The sequence below is a fragment of the Paenibacillus sp. 01T424 genome (genome assembly GCF_056398745.1).
Window position 1 is genome coordinate 1 of the sequence record NZ_JBFTPZ010000051.1, and the last position, 21,045, is coordinate 21,045.

The 21,045-nt window shown below is 44.2% G+C and carries 18 protein-coding genes; 2 read left to right on the plus strand and 16 right to left on the minus strand.

Going from position 1 to position 21,045, the window contains the following annotated elements; genetic code table 11:
• Positions 1-166 precede the first annotated feature (166 nt).
• A complete protein-coding gene (locus AC1DPK_RS28770; protein WP_441959073.1) occupies positions 167-1,087 on the minus strand; it encodes an aldo/keto reductase in 921 nt (306 codons plus the stop codon).
• A 145-nt stretch (positions 1,088-1,232) separates the two neighbouring features.
• Between AC1DPK_RS28770 and udk the strand changes: the two genes are divergently transcribed.
• Positions 1,233-1,868 carry a uridine kinase gene (gene udk, locus AC1DPK_RS28775; protein ID WP_076268584.1) on the plus strand — a complete coding sequence of 212 codons (636 nt, stop codon included), beginning with the start codon at positions 1,233-1,235 and terminating at the stop codon, positions 1,866-1,868.
• A 204-nt stretch (positions 1,869-2,072) separates the two neighbouring features.
• Here udk and AC1DPK_RS28780 read toward each other — a convergent pair whose 3' ends face one another.
• The 15 genes from AC1DPK_RS28780 to AC1DPK_RS28850 all read right to left on the minus strand — a co-directional run bounded on the left by AC1DPK_RS28780 (position 2,073) and on the right by AC1DPK_RS28850 (position 20,213).
• Complete coding sequence (locus AC1DPK_RS28780; RefSeq protein ID WP_477512397.1) at positions 2,073-3,224, minus strand: MFS transporter; 1,152 nt, start codon at positions 3,222-3,224, stop codon at positions 2,073-2,075.
• An 18-nt stretch (positions 3,225-3,242) separates the two neighbouring features.
• On the minus strand, positions 3,243-4,340 hold the full coding sequence (locus tag AC1DPK_RS28785; RefSeq protein ID WP_477512398.1) for a polysaccharide deacetylase family protein: 1,098 nt from the start codon (positions 4,338-4,340) through the stop codon (positions 3,243-3,245).
• A 155-nt stretch (positions 4,341-4,495) separates the two neighbouring features.
• Positions 4,496-5,572 (minus strand): copper resistance D family protein, encoded by a 1,077-nt coding sequence (locus AC1DPK_RS28790; protein ID WP_477512399.1) that lies wholly within the window; start codon positions 5,570-5,572, stop codon positions 4,496-4,498.
• 195 nt (positions 5,573-5,767) lie between these two features.
• Positions 5,768-6,613, minus strand: a complete 846-nt coding sequence (locus AC1DPK_RS28795; protein ID WP_076268588.1) for a carbohydrate ABC transporter permease — start codon at positions 6,611-6,613, stop codon at positions 5,768-5,770.
• A gap of 13 nt (positions 6,614-6,626) precedes the next feature.
• A complete protein-coding gene (locus tag AC1DPK_RS28800) occupies positions 6,627-7,529 on the minus strand; it encodes a carbohydrate ABC transporter permease (protein ID WP_477512400.1) in 903 nt (300 codons plus the stop codon).
• 87 nt (positions 7,530-7,616) lie between these two features.
• Complete coding sequence (locus tag AC1DPK_RS28805) at positions 7,617-8,984, minus strand: ABC transporter substrate-binding protein (protein WP_083682071.1); 1,368 nt, start codon at positions 8,982-8,984, stop codon at positions 7,617-7,619.
• Between the two features lie 189 nt (positions 8,985-9,173).
• A complete protein-coding gene (locus AC1DPK_RS28810) occupies positions 9,174-10,457 on the minus strand; it encodes an extracellular solute-binding protein (protein WP_477512401.1) in 1,284 nt (427 codons plus the stop codon).
• Positions 10,458-10,486: 29 nt separating this feature from the next.
• Complete coding sequence (locus AC1DPK_RS28815) at positions 10,487-11,473, minus strand: substrate-binding domain-containing protein (RefSeq protein ID WP_477512402.1); 987 nt, start codon at positions 11,471-11,473, stop codon at positions 10,487-10,489.
• A gap of 15 nt (positions 11,474-11,488) precedes the next feature.
• On the minus strand, positions 11,489-13,273 hold the full coding sequence (locus tag AC1DPK_RS28820) for a cache domain-containing sensor histidine kinase (protein ID WP_477512403.1): 1,785 nt from the start codon (positions 13,271-13,273) through the stop codon (positions 11,489-11,491).
• Between the two features lies 1 nt (position 13,274).
• Positions 13,275-14,900, minus strand: coding sequence for a response regulator transcription factor (locus AC1DPK_RS28825; RefSeq protein WP_477512404.1), 1,626 nt, complete (start codon positions 14,898-14,900; stop codon positions 13,275-13,277).
• Between the two features lie 197 nt (positions 14,901-15,097).
• Complete coding sequence (locus AC1DPK_RS28830) at positions 15,098-15,808, minus strand: ABC transporter permease (RefSeq protein WP_477512405.1); 711 nt, start codon at positions 15,806-15,808, stop codon at positions 15,098-15,100.
• Positions 15,805-16,653, minus strand: coding sequence for an ABC transporter ATP-binding protein (locus AC1DPK_RS28835; protein ID WP_477512406.1), 849 nt, complete (start codon positions 16,651-16,653; stop codon positions 15,805-15,807). The genes AC1DPK_RS28830 and AC1DPK_RS28835 overlap by 4 nt, the downstream gene beginning before the upstream one ends.
• 173 nt (positions 16,654-16,826) lie before the next feature.
• Entirely contained in the window at positions 16,827-17,924 is a 1,098-nt protein-coding gene (locus AC1DPK_RS28840) for a LytTR family transcriptional regulator DNA-binding domain-containing protein (protein ID WP_477512407.1), read from the minus strand.
• Between the two features lie 215 nt (positions 17,925-18,139).
• Positions 18,140-19,495 carry a sensor histidine kinase gene (locus AC1DPK_RS28845; protein ID WP_477512408.1) on the minus strand — a complete coding sequence of 452 codons (1,356 nt, stop codon included), beginning with the start codon at positions 19,493-19,495 and terminating at the stop codon, positions 18,140-18,142.
• A gap of 1 nt (position 19,496) precedes the next feature.
• Entirely contained in the window at positions 19,497-20,213 is a 717-nt protein-coding gene (locus AC1DPK_RS28850; RefSeq protein ID WP_339206184.1) for a response regulator transcription factor, read from the minus strand.
• Positions 20,214-20,368: 155 nt separating this feature from the next.
• Between AC1DPK_RS28850 and AC1DPK_RS28855 the strand changes: the two genes are divergently transcribed.
• Entirely contained in the window at positions 20,369-21,031 is a 663-nt protein-coding gene (locus AC1DPK_RS28855; protein ID WP_477512409.1) for a hypothetical protein, read from the plus strand.
• Positions 21,032-21,045 lie beyond the last annotated feature (14 nt).

Genomic DNA, 21,045 nt, shown 5'->3' on the forward strand with positions numbered 1-21,045 from the left:
CACCACTTTCGATCTCTCCGATTATGGTAAGTTTCTCTGATGCGGAATATTTAACTTTAGACATGAAAATGCTCCCCTCATAGCAACAGGTTTTTTATTATTTCACCTGTCTACTATTTGGGGAGCATATCACTTTTGCGACAGCCTCTTCTTATGTCGAAAATATCTAGTTGCTGCGATCCTGCGGGTGCGGCTCGACTGCAAGCATTGCCGCCTTTGCGTTCGCTTCAACCTGAGCCGGGTCCTTGCAGCCCGGAATGACAGCCGTTACGGCTGGGTGCTTCAAGCACCAAGCAAGCGCCCAGCTCGCCATATCGACACCTTGCGGTACCTCTTCACGCTGAATGTGTTCTACTTCCAGCAGCTTAAGCCGTGTGTTCTCTTTATCATGCCTGTGGCGTACATCGGTATCACCGAACACGGCACCCGGCTTATATTTGCCGCTCAAATAGCCGCTCGCCAGCGGAACACGTGCAAGCACGCCCAAATCCTGCTGCTCGCATGCTGGAAATACTCTTTCCTCCGGCTGACGGTCGAGACGATTATATACGACCTGAATGACGCGAGAATTCACCTTTGTTGAGGCTTCTGTCTGATGCAAATTGTCATTGCTGCCGATAGACGTCCCAAGAAAACGGATTTTCCCGGCTGCAATTTGCTTATCCAGAGTGGTCCACAGCACATCATTATCAAATGCTTGGTCTGGTCCTGAGTGGAACTGGTACAGGTCAATATAGTCCGTCTTTAGCGCCTTCAGTGAAGCATCAAGCTGAGCTACAACACCTTCAGCGTCAAATACGTCGGTACGCGTGAAGCGCTCGTGGAAATGATGGCCAAACTTTGTTGCTATGATCCAATCCTCGCGGTTGCGGCGGCTGATATAATCTCCAATGAGTGACTCTGAGAGGTGATCACCGTAACATTCTGCGGTATCAATCAGATTGATGCCAAGCTCACGCCCTTTATCGAGAATCAAATCGACTTCATTCTGCGAATACTCCCGGCCCCATTCTCCTCCAAACTGCCAGGTTCCGATGCCGATTACCGACACATTTAGTTCTGTGCTTCCGAGTCTTCTATACTTCAAGATCAACACTCCTTCTAAATGATGTAGCCTGTCCTTTTCATTTTAACATTTTAAACCATGAGTAAGAAATAGCATGCTTCCGTATTCTGTGCTACAATACTGAAATTGCTATGGCAATTTTATTAGGGAGGTTTACTGAATCACCATGCTTATTATTGGTATCGCTGGCGGCACCGGCTCGGGAAAAACTACGGTTGCACGCTCTGTCATTGAACGTCTTGGATCGGAAAAAGTAACTTTCATATCTCAGGATAACTACTATAAAACCTATTCGCATCTCAGCATGGCTGAACGTGAATTGATCAATTATGATCACCCTCTCTCTTTCGATATCGAGCTGCTCGCTCAAGATCTACTGCTTCTAAAAGAAGGGAAAACCGTTTACGCGCCAGTCTATGACTTCGCCGCTTATGCTCCATCCACTACAGAAACGGTAGAGCTTAAGCCGAACAATATCGTAATATTGGAAGGACTTCATGTACTCGCGGAAGAGAGCATTCGGAAGCTGCTCGACATCAAAGTATTCGTCGATACGGATCCCGATGTGCGTATTCTGCGCCGTGTGCTTCGGGATATTGAGGAGCGCGGCCGGACGATCCAGTCCGTTCATGACCAGTACTTGAAGACGGTTAAGCCAATGCACGAGGCTTTTATTGAACCATCCAAAAAATATGCCGATTTAATCATTCCCGAAGGCGGACACAATGAGGTCGGTATTCAGTTGCTGTCCATACTGACTGAAAAATATATGACAGATCACGAGCCGCCGATTCTCGGCTAATTGCGCTCTAAACATAGGAAAGGGGCAGTCCCTCCGGTCATTTCAGACCATGAGGGACTGCCCCTTTTTTAGTAAATGTAAGTTTAAAGTGCTATTCGGCAGCCTCTCAGCAACAATAAGACTACTTTCTAGATCTATTTCGGCAAAATGAGCTCATCCGATGATAATAAGACTATTTTCTAGATCTATTTTTTCGAGCAACCATTAAACAATCGAGTTTGTTTGGTTTCCGCGCTCATGATGCTTGTTTGCGAAAAACAGTACCGAAGCCGTCAGACATAAACAAAACAGAATCAAATAAAGGAATGGCGCGCCAAAATAATCGACAACCGCGCCGCCCATCGCATTGCCGACAATGCCACCAAGTCCCCAGGTTACAGCCGCATATACCGTTTGCAGAGTCGCTTTCGTGCCCTCAGTCGCATAGCTTTGTACGATTTCAACAGCTGTGCCCGCGACAAAAGCGAACGCGATCCCATTTAACAGTTGAACCGCCAGCGTCAATGAAACGTTGTCGAAGAAAAACATCGCGAAATATTGGATGCCATAGATCAAAGCCGCGACGCACAGCAGCTGATATCTGCCTATTCGCTTGCTTAGCTTCGTCGCCACCCAGAACATCGGCACCTCAATAATAGCGGCTATCGCAAATGCACTGCCGATCCAGCTCTTATCAAAGCCCATTTCCTTAAAGTATAATGGCAAAAAATTCATATTAATCGATGCAGACATCATCATCAGCATGCTAGTAGCGACAAAGATCATAAATGGTTTATTGCGAACAACCTCGCCCATTTGGCCGAATAACGTCACATTTCTTCGAGTAACCTTCGTTGCTGGAAGCAGCATGAGCGCCAAGCAGACGGTTATACTCACAATAAGATAATAAATAAAGATGTCGTTGTAGCCGTATTTTTCGTATAAAATGCCTGTAGCAAATGTACCTATCGCATAACTTAAAGCTCCCCATAATCTGACGCTGCCAAAGGAAAAACCTTTTTTGCTGGCAATTTCTACAGACATCGCGTCGCCTATCGGTCCGCCAGAGGATTGAAACCATGCAAAGAAAATAGACAAGAAAAGAATCCCCGCAAGTCCCTCCATAAGCTGAAATCCAAGCCCGAGTATCGGAGCAATGATAACGCAGATCATGATAATTTTGCGCGGATTGTTGATTCGGTCATTAATCATGCCCATCACGGGCTGGGCAATGACGCTGACCAGAGCCCATAAAGACAGGATGAGACCAACCGTTGTATGGCTAAAGCCGCGATCGCTGAAATATAGACTGGTGTAAGGCATAACGACAGAAATGGCTAGATACCATAAAAAATAATAGGTTGCTAATGACTTCACCGGGTACGTACCTTCTCTCTACAGCTCTTCCTTAATCTCCGATTGCCAGCCGAGCTGCCTGCACATCTCATGCATATTGCGAATATCCCGTCTTGCTTCAATGCGGGTTAACCCTAATTCCATTGCATGCTTAGCAGCCCACCGAAGCAAATATACGAGCGTATCCGCTTGCGCTTCCTTAGCCGCAAAGTCGAGTAGTACAAGCGTATCTTCTACGACACCAGCGCGTACGAAACCCCAATAGGAGCCTTCAAACTGCCATATGTGGAACAGCTCACGATTCTCTATAACGCCGAATTCATGAATTGGATTCTCCAAATGCTCAAGCCATTCCTGCTCGGAATTGAATTGAAGCGTATATTGTGGAACGTTCCATGCTATGGTCTGAGCAGCTAGCGCAGACAGCTCCTCTTTATTTGCCAAGGGAGCCCAGCCCTCCGAAGGATAATCCAGCTCAGACGGAACCTCAACCGTTATTTTCCAAGGCTTGTAGCCTACTTCTAACCCTGCTGACTCCAGCATTTCGGGAATACCAACGCATCGTAGTCCTCTTTGCTTAGCGGTTTGGATAAGTGCTCTTAAAGCCTCCGGAGTGCCTGTCGCAATATCATTGCTATGCATGACGACAATCGTCCCTTTATCTAGAACGGGTTCGACCTTTGCAATGATATCTTCCGAAGATACGCCCCTCCAATCTCCTGAATCGACGCCTTCAATGTCCCGATAGCCGCCCCATTCGTCCAGCCAATCCAAGTTTTCCTCGCGGAAAGAACAATAAGGAAAACGCATAAAAGTTGGGCAAGCAAGGCCTGTCGCATCCTGATAAGCCAGCTCGGTCAGCTTAAGCTGCTCCAAAAATACAGCCTTAGGCACCTGTGCCATCCGGCGATGATGATACGTATGAGGGGCAAGAACATGACCCCGAGACAAAATCTCTCTAGCTTTATCTGGATATCTATCTATCCACTCGCCCGTAAAAAAGAAGGTGCCAATCGCTTCTTCTTCCTCTAGAACAGAAAGCCAAAGTTCAAGTGGTAGATGTGAAGGCCCGTCATCAAACGTAAATGCACATATCGGCTGGTCGTTATTTCCCTTCCAAAACGCTTCAATTGTCATATGGCAACCCCTATTCTCTCGTTAGTTTCCTGTATTATAGTTGAGAATAAAAAAATGTTCCAATACTCTCCTCTCCTTATCTAATACAATCCTACTGTCTTACAAAAAAAACTCGTCTTGCTTAAAAAGCAAAAACGAGTTTCCTTCTATCCGCTCTATTGAACAGATAAAAGTATGCCAAAAAACGGGAATAAGACAGCTATGCAAGCAAAGGCAGCAAACATGCTGCGTTTCTCTTTTTTATAGCTGGGAAATAATAAGGCCAGTGCTGCAATTCCAATAACAATCATGCTGATATATCCCAAACTCCAGTTCCACTGCAGCGACAAGTCTTGCAAATCGCCATGCAAAAAAGTAAATAACGGAGATGGAGAAGGCTGTTCGAACTCCCCTTCATGAGGCGGCTCCTGTACACCCATGTAGGCGGTTGTGATGAGAATGACTAGTGCAAGAAACGTTTCCGCGCGAAGCCACCATTGCAATCTACTTTTATGTCGACCATGATCTGTAATTTTTGATAGAAACCCATTCATAAAGCCTAGAAGAACAAGCGGCAAGAAAACAAGATGCTTAAGTAGAAGCGCTTGTCCATAATTGATTCCCCATGAGTTGATATAACCATCGACTAGGAGAAACATCATCATTATACCAGCCGCTACAATTAGGACGATGCTGCTGATCGACATTGGCGTAAACCATCGTACAAACGCCTTCCAGTTCCATTCCCCTTTTGTAAACCAAGCAACAATAAGAAGCGTGCCGAGCCAAAGAGAAACTGCAGCGACATGAACGGATTGTGAAAGTACGCCCCAGAAAGGCGAGAAGCCTGCCGGATGGCTGGCCCAGCCATGAGCTAGAATACTGGCACACCATAAGAGTGCTAAAACCCATTTGGTCATTTTACCCTGCAAGCCTTTAAACTGTGTGATCATGTACATCACGGTACATATAATGAGATTCCACACCCAAGCATTGCCGTACGAATAATCTTTTACAACAATTAATAAAACTTGAATAAAGGGCATGTCCTGCGCAAAATCGTGTAAAACAAGCGCTGATCGAAGAATCGACATAAATGAAAAAAGCGGGATTGCCAATAAAGCATATTGAAATAAATCAGTGATGTTCTTTAATTGTGGTTTGGACTTCTCTGGAATGAATTGAAGCAATAGATAACCACCGGTCAAAGCAAAGGACAAATAAAGCAGCGTTTCAAACAAATAAATGTACAATATGATCAACTCCAAGCACAGGGTTCAACTCAAAAGTCATCATATCATAAATAAAAACAAATGAATGCATGCTCATATGATATTTGTTTGAAAAATAGGAATGCCTGAACTCGAGTACGTATTCCATAAACGAACAGCTCCTTCCTCGGAAGAGAAAAGAGCTGCCAGCTGCTATTGGATTATTCAAATATTAGCTTATTTAACCGCACCAGCTGTAATCCCGCTTGCGATTTGCCTTTGAAAAATAATATAAATAATAAGAACGGGAATAATGGTGATCAATAGCGCTGCGAACAACGGACCCCACTCTGTACGATACTGCATCTCGGCTTGCATAACGCCAATTTCCACCGGCAGCGTATACTGGGTCGGATCATTAATAAGTATCGTACCCACGATATATTCGTTCCAGATGTTCAGGATGTTGACGATGCCAACCGTGATCAAACCCGGCTGCGCTAGCGGAAGCATAACTCGGAAAAATGTCCCGTAATAAGAAGCGCCATCCACGATTGCTGCTTCCTCGAGCTCCTTCGGCAGCGACTTGAAAAACCCAACGAGCACAAAGATGCCGAAGGCCAGCAAGCTGGACGTATAAACAAATATCAATCCAAGCTTCGTATTAATTAGGCCGAGTGAATTCATTAAGAAAAACAACGGAATGAGCGCTAGTACAAACGGTACCATCATTGAGGAAATATAAAGCAGAAACAACGCATTGCTTCCTCTAAATTTATATCTCGCCAGCACATACGCTGTCGTTGCGGATAGCAGCAGCGCCAATATCGTCGATCCCGTCGTAATGACAAGGGAATTCACGAAATAAGTATCAAAGTGGTATTTGCTCCACACATACGAGAAATTGGACCAAATAAGTGGAATCTCCGGCAAAGCCCACGGTGCATTTAAGAAAAATTGTTCATTATTTTTTAGAGAATCAAGCAAAGTCCAAATGAGCGGGTACAATACCGATATGCCCCATAGGATCAAAATGGCATAGATGATTAGCTTGGCGATCGGATTTTTAATCTGTATATTCATCTCTTTATCCCCCTTAGCTCATCTCAACGGGATCATGACGCATAAGCCGTTGAAGTATGATTGTCGTAATTAAGGACAGGACCAGGATGATAAACCCTATCGAAGCGCCATACCCAAAGTGGAATTGCCGGAATGCCATTTGATACAAGTAGGAGCCCATAACCTGTGTGCTGTTATCCGGTCCGCCTTCTGTCATAATCCATACGATTACGAAGGAACCGTTAAGCGTAGTCATCATGATGTTAAGAATGGACACTTTCATCTGCTCCCAAACGAGCGGAAGCGTGATGCTCCAAAACTGTTTCCATTCCCCTGCGCCCTCAATGCTTGCCGCTTCAAAATAGGAAGCAGGAATGCTTTGAATAGCTGCAATGAGAAGAATCATATAAAAGCCGATACCCGCCCAAATAGCCGGAGGCAGAAGCATCCAAATCGTATGATCGGAAAAACCAAGCCACGTTATCGATACTTTTTCACTCGTGAATAATGACAAAAATGCATTCAAGAAGCCAATTTGCGGATTATATATGAAATTCCACAATACGCCAATAACAACGACGGAAATTACATTCGGAATGAAGAAAATCGACCGAAAAAATCCAGCCAGCTTAAAGCCAAACCTAGTGAGTGCTACTGCAAAAAACGTCGCGAGAAGCATAATTCCGATTACTTTGCCAGCAACAAGAAAATAGTCGTTGCCGATCGCTCTCCACACAATGGGATCATGGAACATCTCTTTGAAATTATCAAAGCCAACAAACGTTTTTGTCTCCGACATGCCGGACCAGTCAAAAAATGAATAATACAAGCTTTGCACTACCGGATAGATTGTAAATACGCCGAAAAATAAAAGAGTTGGGATGATGAATGATGCGATAAATATATTTCTCTGCCATTTTACTGTCCCTGAGTTCATACCTTCCATCCCTCCGAGTAAATTCACAGAAAGTGATCGAGGCGTTGTGCCTCGATCAATCTCTGCCGTCAATCTTTTGAAGGCTTATTATTTGCTAACCTTTTTCACCACGTCAGTTACCCGCTTAACCCACTCTTCAGGCGTAATTTTGCTAATCGTCAGTGCATCTGTTGCATCCATCATCGCTTTATCAACGTCAGCGTTGTAAGTGATTGTTGGGATAACAACCGTGTTAGGATCTGTCAAATATTTAGCAGCATCTTTAACATGGCTTGGCGCATTGGAGCTGCTGATGTCGCCTTTAATGTTAGAAGGAGCGCCACTTAGCTCAGCCCATTGTGAAGCTTGATCTTTCGAGAAAATGAATTGCAAGAACGCTTTAGCTGCTTCTTTGTTTTTCGCTTTTTTCGCAATGGCTACAGTAGCTGTGGATGTATTCGCAACCACTTTACCGCCTGCTTCTTGCGTAATGGAAGGAATGAAACCAAAGTCAAAGCCAGCAGGAACGTCTTTAGCCATTTCATTAGGCAGCCAAAGGCCATTCACAATGAAAGCATCTTTGTTTTGCAGGAATAGCATTTGTGAATCCGTGTGATTGATTTGGATAGAAGCTTTGTCGATGTAATCCTTATCGCGCATTTCTACGATTTTGTTCAATGCAGCAAGAACAGCAGGGCTCTCAAAAGCTTCTACTTTGTTAGCTGCCATATCTTGAAGAATGGAGAAATCGTTGTTGTTTGCTGATACGATAGCTGGATACAGGAACGAGCCATTGATATAGTACGGGTATTTACCTGTGTGAATGAACGGCGTAATGCCGTCTGCTTTGATTTTTTCGCTTACAGCAAGGAACGATGGGAAGTCAGTTGGTTCAGCCCAGCCTTTTTCCTTGAAGAGCGCTTTGTTCCAGAAAACACCCCATGAGTTGAGTACGAGTGGAATGTTGTATACTTTACCGTCAAATTGTTGAGCAGGTTGAGCCAAAATGTCGCTGATTAGATCACCGTCAACGTTTTTGGCATCTTTCAGCCAATCCGTCAAATCTTCCAGCTGGCCGTCTTCAACCATTTGGCGATCGTTCAATACCGGACCATCGATGTATACGAAATCTGGCGGGTTGCCGCCGATCCAGCGAGGTCTATTTTGATCGTTAATTTTAGGTCCTGCGGATTCTTTAATGTTAAGCTCCGGATTTGCAGCTTGGAAATCAGCAATAACTTTTTTCCACCATTTATCGCCATACCCGCCCACAAAATATTGAATTTCGAAATCGCCTGTTAGCTTAACCGTCGTGTCGGTAGCAGCAGGTGCGTCCGTCGCTTCAGCAGCCGGCTCCTTTGTAGGTGCATTAGTAGCTGCTCCACCATTATTGCTATTCGAGCCACATCCAACTAACGATACGGCAGCCAAAATAACGGCGATACCAAGCGCTGCAATCTTTTTCTTCATAATCATTAAAGCAAACCCTCCCAAAAATGATGTTTTTTACACTGTACTTAGGGGCTCATCTTGCTGCTCCATCGTGTAATTTCATCATAAATTGGGAGGGCTATAATCTCTATTGAATATCTTCCATATATTCTTTATTATCTTCTCTTCCGTGCATATAAAGCTATTTTTCGAGTAATTTCGCTAAGATAGTGCTTATTTTTGCGGATTGCTCTTGTTTTCTGCAAAAGACTGCAATTCATCTAATGCCGCCTTTGGCGTCATTTGCTCATATAGAACAGCTTCACCGAGCTTACGGGTATAATCAAGCACCGCTTGCCAAGCAGGCTCCTTCGCCGGATAAAACCTCGCTTTGCTTAACGCTTCCAAATCGCTTTTGATCACTTCGCTCTTCTCCGACAGCTTGGCGCCCACCGTCGTCGTGACGGGAAGAAACCCTTCGCGTTTAATCATTTCTTCATAAGCTCGATCTTCATAGAGGAAGTCAAGAAACTTGGACAATGCTTCTTTGTTCGTATGATCGGTTTTGAAGGAGACAAGCAGATCATGTACACCAAACGTAATTGGCGATGTACCATCCTTTACTGGAATCGGACCCTTTCCCCATTCCAGCTCCGGAAACTCTTTGGGGACGACTGCCGAGAAATAATTGCCTGATATCATCATAGCAAGATTGCCTCCGCCCATAATTCGCTGCTTCTCGTCGCGAGTCGTTATGTTTGGCTCTGGCTCAGTCAAGCCTTTATCAAACAGCTCTTTAAAAAAAGACAATCCTTCCACATTGGTCGGTGAATTAATGGCCCATTTCCCATCCTTAATCCAATCTCCGCCCGAGCCAAAAAATATATAAGACAAAGTCGCCTGAGTCTCATTGTCCGACAGGTCAATTCCGAAGCCGTCTGCTGCACCAAGCGCTTTAATTTTCATTGCGGCCTGCTCCAGCTCCGACCATGTTGTCGGAGGGGCGGCAATGCCCGCTTTGCGGAACAGCTCCTTGTTGTAGTATAAATTCCGTGTAGTGGCTACGTATGGAATTGCGTATTGTACCCCATCTATCTGATCCATATCTACTAAGTTCGGATACAGCCGATTCGCTAGTTCAGGCGATATAATATCGTCCATATTATTCAACAAGCCATCCTTGGCGTAATGGGCATACACATTCGTATTCAGAAGATCGGGAGGCTGGTTTTTGCTAATCATTGTCGTATAGATTCCATCGAGTATATCCCAGTTGGCTACTTGCAGCTCTACATCAATGAGGGGGTTTTTCCTCTCAAACTCTTTTACTAGCTTCTCAAGCAGCGGCTTCGTTTCCGTACTGTATTCGGAGGCGACAAACCGAATCAACGCCCGCTCCTCCTTCGGAGTTGCAACTGGCTCTGGGTTCTCGTTCATGCACGATGAGGAAACTACTGTAATTAACAAAAGGCTGATAGCAACCATAAGAGGCTTAGTTCCATAGCGTTTTCGCTGCATAGGGTTATATTATCCTTCCAAATAGGAATCTACTTACTCGTTATAAATGGGAATAGCAGCTTCTGATTTTCCGTTGTATACATATTTTCTTTCGTGATGACATTGGATTCGATATAGGTGATAGGCTCGGTTTTTTCTCCATCAATTAGCTTTAGCGCCGCTTTCACGCCAAGATAACCCATATTAAATGGCTTTTGTACAATAGAAGCTGTCATAATGCCCGACTCCAGCAATTGAACCTCATCACTGGTGCTATCAAATCCAATAAGATTAATAGCACCTGCCTTGTTATACTCCTTCAGCAGCCTTGCAACCCCCTGTGACGCGGATTGATTGAGTGTAATAAATGTATTAATGCCGGAATCGCTTCGAAGCAGCCGCTTGGCAATTTCATAGGCTTGATCCTCGGAATCATCTGCATAATAGGTTTCCATTGCACTCGCTTTGTAGCCCTTCAATGCAAAGCGCATTCCCTCCAGCCTCTCTTGCGAAATAATAGAGCTCGCGTAATCACTAATAACGGCAATATTCGGATCACCGTCCGTTTCCTGAATGGAGGTTTGTCCTGCTAGTTGTCCTGCTTCTTTATGGTTGCTTGAAACAACGATAGGAGAGGGCTTCATACTCGGAGAATGATTAATAATGACCAGCTTGATGCCTGCAGCGCGCGCCTTGGCAAGAATAGCTGGCATTCGATTATCCATTACCATATCAATGACAATCGCTTGCGGCTTCCGTGCGATCGCATCCTCCAAGATTTGAATCTGAGCATTGGAATCGCCTTCAATAAGCGGACCTTCTACACTCAGGTTTAGCCCCGTTTCCTTAGCTGCTGCTTCCGCACCCTGATTGACTGCCTGCCAGAAATCAAGTCGAATATTTAAGGATTTCAAAATGACCGTAACATTTTTCTCCTCATGGTTAACACCAAAAAGCAGATTAAAGTTGAATACAAAATAGATGGCAATCATCGCAATTGCCACGACTAGCAGCAGCGTAAATCGATGCTTTCGCATTATTTTGCTTCCCCCTTAATCGAGCTTCGGTATTACGATCGTAATACAGGTGCCCTCTTCAATTTCGCTGCGAATTTGAATGCCATACTCATGCCCAAAATAAAGCTTGATTCGCTCGTTTACATTGCGTATCCCGATGCCCTGGTTGGCGTTATCCTCCAAATTGCTGTAGAGAAGCTTCCCTAGCTGTTCCGCTGACATCCCTTGGCCGTTATCCTCTACTTCAAAAATAATTTGATCGCCTGCCTGCCTTCCGCGGATCGTAATTAATCCATCATCCATGCCATACATGTTCCGGATGCCATGATAGATCGCATTTTCTACAAAAGGCTGAAGCAATATTTTTAACGTTTTATAATCAAGAATCGATTCGTCCATATCAATGACATAATTAAGCTCATCGTTATAGCGCATTTTCTGTATAAGCAAGTAGTTCGTAATATGCTCAATTTCCACTCGAATCGGAACCAGCTCTTTTTCCTTCGTAATGCTTGCGCGGAACAGCTTAGCTAAAGCGGATGTCATCAGAACGACCTCCTCATGCTGCTTCTGCTCGGCCATCCACACAATCGAATCGAGAGTGTTGTATAAAAAATGAGGATTGATTTGCGATTGAAGCAGCAGCAGCTCGCTCTTTCGCTTATTTTCCTGATTTAAAATCGTTTCCTCCATTAGAAACTTGGTTCGGCTGACCATTAAGTTAAAAGATCGACCCAGCTGTCCGATTTCATTCATTTGGCCAATTTCCGTCTGAATATTGAAGTTGCCCTTCTCTACTTGCTTCATGTCGGATTGCAATACTTTAATAGGCTTGGATAAACGATGTGACAATCCTATAGAAATCAGCAGCGTAATGGCTAAGCCGCATAAGGAATAAAAAATAATGGAATTACGCAGACCCTCTTTGTTTGCAATTAAATCATCTGAATAAGCCACTCCGGCAATTCTCCAACCAAAGTTCGTGTCCTGCACGGAGTAAATACGTTTGTCTCCACCCTCGTTCACGACGAAGGATTGACCGCTTGGAGCCTGCAAAACTTCTGCAATACGCTCTGTACGCAATTTGCTATCGATGAGCTGCTGCTGCGGATGATAAACGATATGACCTTCGTTATCCACGATGAAGAGATAACCTTTTTTGCCGAGGTTAATATTTTCGCAAATGTCATTAATGACACTTAAGTTTAGATCAACGAGGAGTACGCCATCCGCCTTAATTCCATCTGTGCTCTTAAGCTCACGACTCAGAGAAACCACCCAGCGGTATTCGTTTTCAATTAAGCTTTGTACATGAGGAGCAGAAACGACGGACCTGCCGCCTGCCGCTTTTGCCAGCTGATACCACTCTTGATCCTCTGTCTTTGTATTTGGATTTAAGGTAGTAATTCGGCGGTCAGAAACAAATCGTCCATTGTATCCAAACACCATAATGGATGCAATGTCCTTGCGCGTATACAAGATCGCCTGGAACAAGTCGGAAATTTGCTTCTCGTACGTGCGGCGGTTCTCTGCGCTGATGAAGTTATTGTCCGATATGTAATACTTGACGTCCTTATTCGTTAAAGCGAGCAGTGAAATATTTTCCATATTGTCGACATACGATTGAATATTTAGGTTGACCTGCTTAATAATTTCCTCAATGTAGCCTTTCGAATTCCGCTCAACCGCCGATACGGAAACTTGATAGCTTACTAGACTTGTTAATACGATAGCAGCCAAAATCAGCATAGAAAAAGCTAAAGATATATTGGATTGAATGCTTTTTAGCGGAAACAAAGGAAAGAACCGATCTTTGAGCATGTTAGGCTCCGCTCCCCTTTATTTGTCTCTCTCTGTAATCCTTTGGCGTTATACCTGTGTGCTTCTTAAATAAAATGCTAAAATAATTCGGGTCCTTGTAGCCCACCTGCTCCGCAATTTCATACAGCTTCATCGCCGAATTGTGAAGCAGCTCCTTCGCCTTGGCCACCCTTACACCGGTCAAATACTCAATAAACGTCTCTCCTGTATGCTGTTTGAACACGAGACTGAAGTAGCTTGAGCTCATGAGCACATGACGGCATAAGTCCTGCAACGACATCTTTTCATTCGCGTAATTTGTATCGATATACTCCACCGCGCGATGAATTTGCATGTTGGTCAAATAATTACGGTTATCCGCTATAGTAGAAATAACGGAGCTTACCATGTCCTTTAGCCAAATCTCAACCTCATCCAGCGTCTTGAATTTGAACACGTTCATCAGCTTCATTTGCTGCTCAAACGGCGATTCCTGCTCTCGAACGGCTAGCTCCTGTACAGAGTTCATCAGCGAGAGAACAACCTTTTGCATTTGCAGCATACAGGCTTCTACTGGAACAAGAGAGGTTTTCAGCTCCGCTACCCCTTGTTCAATCAATTGGTAGGCTTCTTGAATGGCGCCTGTCTTAACAGCAGCAGCCAGCTTGCGGTCGAGGTCATGGCTCAGCGGCATGTATCCGGAAGGTTTTCCTTCAATATCAATAATGCTTAGCACTCTATTTTTACCTAGCAGAAAACGATAGTCCAGCACCGACAACGCACTCTTGTAAGATAACGGCAGCTGTTCAGCAAGCGTACATGTTCGTCCGATTCCTATCGTCACTGTAAACTTCAAATATTTCTCAATATGATAGCGGACCTCCTCAGCAAGCGAAAATCCTTGTTCATACAGGAGGCTTTCACTGTCATGTCCAAAAATGATGGCAACCATCCGCTCCTCACGGGTTCGGAATGTCAGCACATGCTCTCGGTCCAGCGTTTCATTAAAAATATCATAAGCAGCGAATCGCAAAAATTCGACATCATGCTCATAGGAGGACAGTTCTCGGTCGCCAAAATCGTCGATATCTACGACCATGACCAAATATAGCGGTGATATCGGCGGCAGGTTGAAATAAGCAAAACGTTCTGCGATTTCCCCTTTTCCTAAACCAACCGCAACTAAACGCTCTAGAAATCGCTCTTTAAGCAGCGGAAGACTGTGCTCCAGCTGGTTGTTTAGCCTGCCCAGATCTTCACGACGCTGCTTCTCTTCATCCATCTCTGCTTTAATTCGATCCAGGAGCTGACGTATCTCTTGCGCTGTAATCGGTTTCAGAATGAAATCAGAAATTTTAAGCCGAATCGCCTGCTGCGCATACTCAAATTCGTCATAGCCTGTTAATATAATCATTTTTATATACGGGAATTGAGCGGAAATTAAACCAGCCAGCTCTAATCCGTCCATAAACGGCATACTGATGTCTGAAATAACGAGCTCCGGCCTATCCAATTCTACGGCATCCCACGCTTCTCGACCGTTAGCGTAATCACCAATCAATTCGAAGCCATGTTCATTCCAATTGATTGTATTTTTCAATCCGATTCGGACAACCGCTTCATCATCGACAATAATTACTTTATACATCGAAGCCTCTCCAGTCTGTAAATGCCAATATACGAGCAGTAACAATATACTCCAATTATGCATGAGAATACACAAGCTTACAATTCTTTGATTCAGGAAAATGTCGAAAAACCCGGCCGCAAGCGGTTCGGGTTCTCTTGGCTTAAGCGGCAGCAAAATCATGCTGCTCCTTCCACCATTTCATATACTACTTTGCTTTATTCATCCACCATACGTTTCTTGTATACGTACAAGCAGACAGCATACATCGCAATAATCCAAACAAAAATGATAGCTAAATGGGACAATACGTCTACCAGCCCCGCACCAGCCTCCACTTGTTTTGCTAATTCAATCAGCTGCAGGTTCGGCATGAACTTGGCAACGGTCAGGATTGGATACTGATCCATCAACGGTGTAATCAATGACCCAAAAGCAAAAATGACAAATGCCGGCATGATCGCAACGGAGGCTTCCATCACCGATTTGGTTAACAAACCGATGAACGTGCCTAAGCCCAAGTAAAAAACGGAAGATAAAAATATTGCGATGATAATGACCAATAGGTTTTTCGGATGATAATCGGTAAGCAAAGCAGACAAAATAATTATAACCGTGCTCGCAATAAAGCTTAGCAAGCTTTTGCCGCAAAAAATCTCGAAAATACTCGCCGGTGACAGCATAAGTCCGCGCAGTGTGTTTTTTTCTTTCTCTTCGGCGACTAAAGAAGACTGCACATAAGTAGCTACTAAAATTAAGGCCATATTGATGATCAAATAATGTACATCAATGGTATTCCCACCAACGCGCCCAAAAAAAGCAGCAAGGACTAAAGGAAGGATCAATGTCGTGGTTATATACATGTTTCGAGATACGTCTTTATAGTCTTTTTGCAAAATGGCCCTTACTCGTTTCATTGAAAATGTCATGATAGTTTCCTCCCAGTCACTTCTACAAAAATATCGCCTAATGTCGGAAAATTGGATTGAATGGATGCTACTTGGTTTTTGCTCATATAGTCAAATACCTTCTGCGCCCCATCAGACCCCTTTGGTACAATAACCGTTGACCCATCAGTTAGCTCCACTGTAATGGTTGCATCACTATGCTGCTCACGCAGCTTCTTTGGTTCATCGAGCAATTGAATCGTTCCATTGTTTAGGAAAGCAACGCGGTCGCATAAAGTTTCGGCTTCGTTCATATCATGCGTCGTTAAAAAAATGGTTGTGCCCTTGGCTTTCAATTGTAACAAGCCTTCATAAATATGCTTCGTATTCACAGGGTCAAGCGCTGATGTGGGCTCATCCAGGAACAAGAGCTCTGGTTCATGCAGAAAAGCCCGAGCGAGAATGACCCGTTGAAGCATGCCCTTGGATAATTTAGATACCATCTTCTTGCTCTCTTGCTCCAAATTCACCATCTGCAGCACGACATGAATCCGGCCTTCGGGCACATCGTATAAGTCACAAAAAAACTTCAAATTATCGTAAACAGACAAGCGAGCATACAAAGACGTATTGTCGGTAATGATCCCAATTTTTTTGCGATACTTCTCTTCTCGCAATTTACTCGTGGGTACTCCAAATACATAGGCACTCCCCGAGGTCGGCTTCGACTGCGCTGTTAATATTTTGATGGTTGTTGTTTTGCCCGATCCGCTTGGTCCTAGAAATCCGAAAATCTCACCCTTCCTTACGTTAAAGGAAACGTCCTTTAACGCCCTGGAATTCGAAAATGATTTCTCTAATGAAGTCACTTCAATTATATTTTGCATGCCGCTCTCAACCTCCGTTGTTTTATCCGATCTACCTTCATCTTAGGTGAGAGGAGGGAGAGGCGCATTATAATCGCATTGAATGGAGCATACAAAGGGGTGAATGATGCTTATTTCGGGCTGAATAGCGCAATAATCACGTGGTTTGGAGCAGCGGTTTCGGTGAATGGAGCTTATTTAAGCCCGATCATTTCCTTTAACTCAGCCATTTTTGTTTTTGACAGCGGTACGTTAGTCTTTAAATGATCATCAAGCACCAAGCTATAGCTATTGCGAGTGAAGGTGATGACTTCTCTTACCTTTTGCAAATTAACGATGTAAGAACGATGGCAACGAAAGAAACCATACGTCTGCAGTCTTTCTTCCAGCTCATTAATTTTGAAGGATGTTGGATACATCTCCCCTTTAATATAGAGATTCGTTTGTCCTTCACTGCTTTCGATATAATCAATTTCCGGAGGATTAAACAATATAATTTTGTCATTCATTCTTGTCGGAATTTTCTCGAATCTGACGTGCTGAACGATAGGCTCATCATCTTCAAGGTCCTCATCACTTTCTGCATGTGAAGGCATAAGTTCTTCCTTTTTATCCGCATCTTCTGGAGATATTGATTTTGGTTCTTCTTCTGTATCTTGAACATCAAAAGCTTTGAGTCCCTTCTCATCCAGTCGATAGACCCGGCTCGTCACACTAAGCGCTGTTTCCATATTCCCCGTGAGCACGAGAATCGCTTTGCCGCTCTCCCCGAGTCTATGCACCATCTTATGAAAAACAAGCTTCGTTTCGAGGTCGACATTCTGATCCGGCTCCTCAAAAATGTAAAGAGCAGGATTTTGAAATAATAAGCGTGCAAACTGAACCCGCCTTTTCTCTGACAGGCTCAGCTTCGTTAGGCGCTTATTGGCTTTCAGATCGAGCTTGACGATGCGGACAGCTTCATCGATGGATAGGCTTGAACCGTATAGCTGTTTAAAGAAACTAAAGTTTTCTTTGACCGTCAGCCGTTCATAAGAGCCTTCTTCCAGCAGCAGAAGACCTATCTGACTAAGAAAACCCTTCCTGTTATTTGCAAATGACAGCTCATTCACTTTAATTTCCCCACTGGAAATCGGCAGTTTTCCTGTCAGCATCGCCAATAACGTATTTCGGACATTCATGCTCGAATAAAGCGCGACCACTTCATGACGTGCAATTTCGATATGAAAGGCAGGAAATACGAGTACGTTTTCGGTATATCTCTCTAACTCATTAATGGTAAGAACCGACACATGATCACCTAGCTTATCTATAGTTTAAAAGCCATATTTTTCATTTAACTTGTTTATTATACATGACCTAATCACTGCAATGAATTTAAAAAATCCACAACCAGGTGAGGTTGTGGATTGCGTTTAACGATTTAAATGAAAATATGCTACCCGCTTCTCCTTGTAAAATTTTCAGCAGCTTCGAATGTTTAATATCGAGCATGGCTTACTCTTACTCATGCGGCTATTGGAAATCCAAGAGAAAATATAGCACCGCCGCCCTTGCGGTTGTCGGCAGTAATGAGGCCCCCGCATCGTTCCACAATCGCTCGCGATATAGCTAGGCCGAGGCCAGACTCCCCGTCCTTGCCTTTCACAAAACGATGAAATAAATAAGGAAGCAGCTCATCCGGAATGCCGCCGCCATCATCGGACACCGATATTTCTATCCGGCCTTTCTTAGCCGAAGCATGAATATAAATATTTTTGTCCGCATGTCGAATCGCGTTTGTCACAACATTAAGCATCGCCTGAAGAAGCTTGTCTTGGTCTGCTCGTACAATCAGCTGTTCATGCTCATCATAGCTTGGATGCAGAGTAATTCCTTTTTTGACGAGCATAGGGTTTACACGTTCAATCGTCTCAGCGAGCAAATCCTTTAAACACACCCACGAGGGCTGATAAATATCCTCCTCGCTGTCCAGCTTCGCTAACAACGTCATTTCGGTCACCAGATTTTTTAGCCTGTCACTTTCGCTTAAAATAATGTCCAAGCCTTTATAAACACCTTCACCTTCAAACACTCCGTCTCTAATGCCTTCCGCATAACCCGCAATGGACATTAAAGGTGATTTCAGCTCATGTGAAGCATTTTGGAAAAACTGCTTTTGCGCACGGTTAAAGCGATTAAGCTCGTCAGCCATTTCAAAAACGACCTGTGCAACAGAACCAAGCTCCCCCCCTGCCTTTACGCGTTTCACCTTGGAAAACTGGCGGCTCTTCACCTTTGTCAATTCTTCCTTTAATTTCATGAGCGGCTTGATTAGCTTCCTCGTGATCAAATGGCTGAGCACCAGCATGAGCATTCCGCCCAAACCGAATACAAGAAGCAGACGTTTCAGCAGCGCCTGTTCAATTTCTTTGATTTTGCTGACCGGTGTAAAGAGCGTCAAGGTACCCTGCGGAATGGCGTTCACTTCAACAAGAAACCCTTTATCCGTACCATCTACTACATTACCAACGCTCGTAATGGCTGCTGTCTCCGTGCTCGATGCTTTACCCGCCTGCAAGGTTTGCATCGGCAATACCTCTTGCATAATATTTCCTTGGGCATCCGTCACGACGGCTTCAATGGATGGGTTAATTGACAATGCACTGGCAGAAAGTGTCACCCGGCTATCGATTGCTGCTTGGCTCAACGTCTCCGTCTTCATCATAGTAGCGGACAGCGATGCGCTTGCCATCTTCAATTCTTCCTTCTGCGCAACCATAAAGTGATCTAATAACACATAGTGAATTAAGAGCGCTGTGATCGATAGCACAAGCACAAGCGCGATGCCAAATGCGAGATTAATTTGATGAACGAGCTTCATATTAATACACACCCCGATCCGTTCTCATTCGATAGCCATGACCCCATACCGACTCTATAGGTAAATGTTCTATTTTTTTTCGTATTCGTTTAATAAGATGATCGACTGCACGATCGCTGCCGAAATAATCGTCGCCCCAGACGAGTGTGAGCAGATCAGCTCTAGCAAAAGCACGATTCGGCTGCTCAATAAACACCTTGAGCATCGTGAATTCCTTGCTCGTCATGTCGACTTCCTCGCCTTGCCAGAATACACGTCTTTCCTCCAGCATCAATTGAAGTTCACCAAGCTCCAGCCGTGACAATGGCGTTGCAGCATTCGCCGTGTTTTCTTCGGCTTGGTTAATTTTATACCAGCGTTGGAGCTGCCGCTTTATGCGTGCCATCAGCTCCCGAGGACTAAATGGCTTAACTAAATAATCGTCGCTCCCAAGCTCTAAGCCTAATATTTTATCAACCTCTGTATCTTTGGCTGAAATCATAATAATGGGCACTTCTGCCTCATTCCGAATTCGCCTGCATAGCTCATAGCCATCCATTCCCGGCAGCATAATATCGAGCACCCACAGATCCGGAGGATTGGTTTGCCACAGCTCCCATGCGTCCTCTGCATTTTCCAAACCGATTGTCTGGTAATTTTCCTTCTGCAAATAAATCTCGACTAAATTACGTATATGAAAGTCATCATCCACAACGGCGATGCGATAATTGCTGTTCACCTTCACTAACCCCCTGAGCATTTCTTCTATAAGTATACCAAGCCCACAATCGCAATGGGGTCGTGCCATCGTTTTTCCACAAATACACCAATGTTCTGACACAGCCTTCTTGTAGAGTAAGACGAGTAAGACAAACCCATTAGGAGCGTGAAACCATGAACCATAAGTTGATTATTTCCAGAGTTGTCCTTTCATCTGCTTTATTAATGTCCGCTGTTGCAGGCCCTGCCATCTCGAATGCAGCGTCTAAAGCGCCAGCACCTGAAAAATTCTCAATGCTGCAAAACGTAACAGCAAGTACTTCCATCTCCGCAGATGCAACGACTGGTGTAGCTGTGGTCAACAGCTTTACTAATCCGCTCGACTTAGCCAAAAAGTATGCACCTGACACACTAGCGGACTGGCAGGATACATTAGACCAATATGAGAAAACGATCGGCAGCACGATGAAGAACCTCATTTCATCTGTTGAAGCAATACCAGCAATTTCAGCTGGCAAGGAAACGATTTCGATTTCTAAATCGGAGAATGTCGGAACTTTATCAATGAGCACTTCTGCAGTGAAAATCTCAGATTCCACTAAACTAAATATTGCACCAGCTGATGTCGTACAGCTTGATAAGAATACAGGTACGGCAGTTCAAATGACTGAAGCGACTATTAGCGAAGCCGACAGCGCTGACATGGCGTTTATTAGAGCAGAGATTAAGCTGGCGCAAGCGGTTCAAGCTGAAGATGCTGCTGCTATTAAGCAATCACTGAGCGAGCTTCTTGTACAATACAAACAGCAAATCGCTGAATGGAAAGCAGAAAAGTAAAACCTATAAAAAAG

Coding starts and splice junctions, on each gene's coding strand:
- AC1DPK_RS28835 (WP_477512406.1), bottom strand. CDS start 16,653: ATGCAAAATATAATTGAAGTGACTTCATTAGAGAAATCATTTTCGAAT.
- AC1DPK_RS28800 (WP_477512400.1), bottom strand. CDS start 7,529: ATGAACTCAGGGACAGTAAAATGGCAGAGAAATATATTTATCGCATCA.
- AC1DPK_RS28795 (WP_076268588.1), bottom strand. CDS start 6,613: ATGAATATACAGATTAAAAATCCGATCGCCAAGCTAATCATCTATGCC.
- AC1DPK_RS28845 (WP_477512408.1), bottom strand. CDS start 19,495: ATGAAGCTCGTTCATCAAATTAATCTCGCATTTGGCATCGCGCTTGTG.
- AC1DPK_RS28855 (WP_477512409.1), top strand. CDS start 20,369: ATGAACCATAAGTTGATTATTTCCAGAGTTGTCCTTTCATCTGCTTTA.
- AC1DPK_RS28805 (WP_083682071.1), bottom strand. CDS start 8,984: ATGATTATGAAGAAAAAGATTGCAGCGCTTGGTATCGCCGTTATTTTG.
- AC1DPK_RS28830 (WP_477512405.1), bottom strand. CDS start 15,808: ATGACATTTTCAATGAAACGAGTAAGGGCCATTTTGCAAAAAGACTAT.
- udk (WP_076268584.1), top strand. CDS start 1,233: ATGCTTATTATTGGTATCGCTGGCGGCACCGGCTCGGGAAAAACTACG.
- AC1DPK_RS28825 (WP_477512404.1), bottom strand. CDS start 14,900: ATGTATAAAGTAATTATTGTCGATGATGAAGCGGTTGTCCGAATCGGA.
- AC1DPK_RS28815 (WP_477512402.1), bottom strand. CDS start 11,473: ATGCGAAAGCATCGATTTACGCTGCTGCTAGTCGTGGCAATTGCGATG.
- AC1DPK_RS28820 (WP_477512403.1), bottom strand. CDS start 13,273: ATGCTCAAAGATCGGTTCTTTCCTTTGTTTCCGCTAAAAAGCATTCAA.
- AC1DPK_RS28810 (WP_477512401.1), bottom strand. CDS start 10,457: ATGCAGCGAAAACGCTATGGAACTAAGCCTCTTATGGTTGCTATCAGC.
- AC1DPK_RS28785 (WP_477512398.1), bottom strand. CDS start 4,340: ATGACAATTGAAGCGTTTTGGAAGGGAAATAACGACCAGCCGATATGT.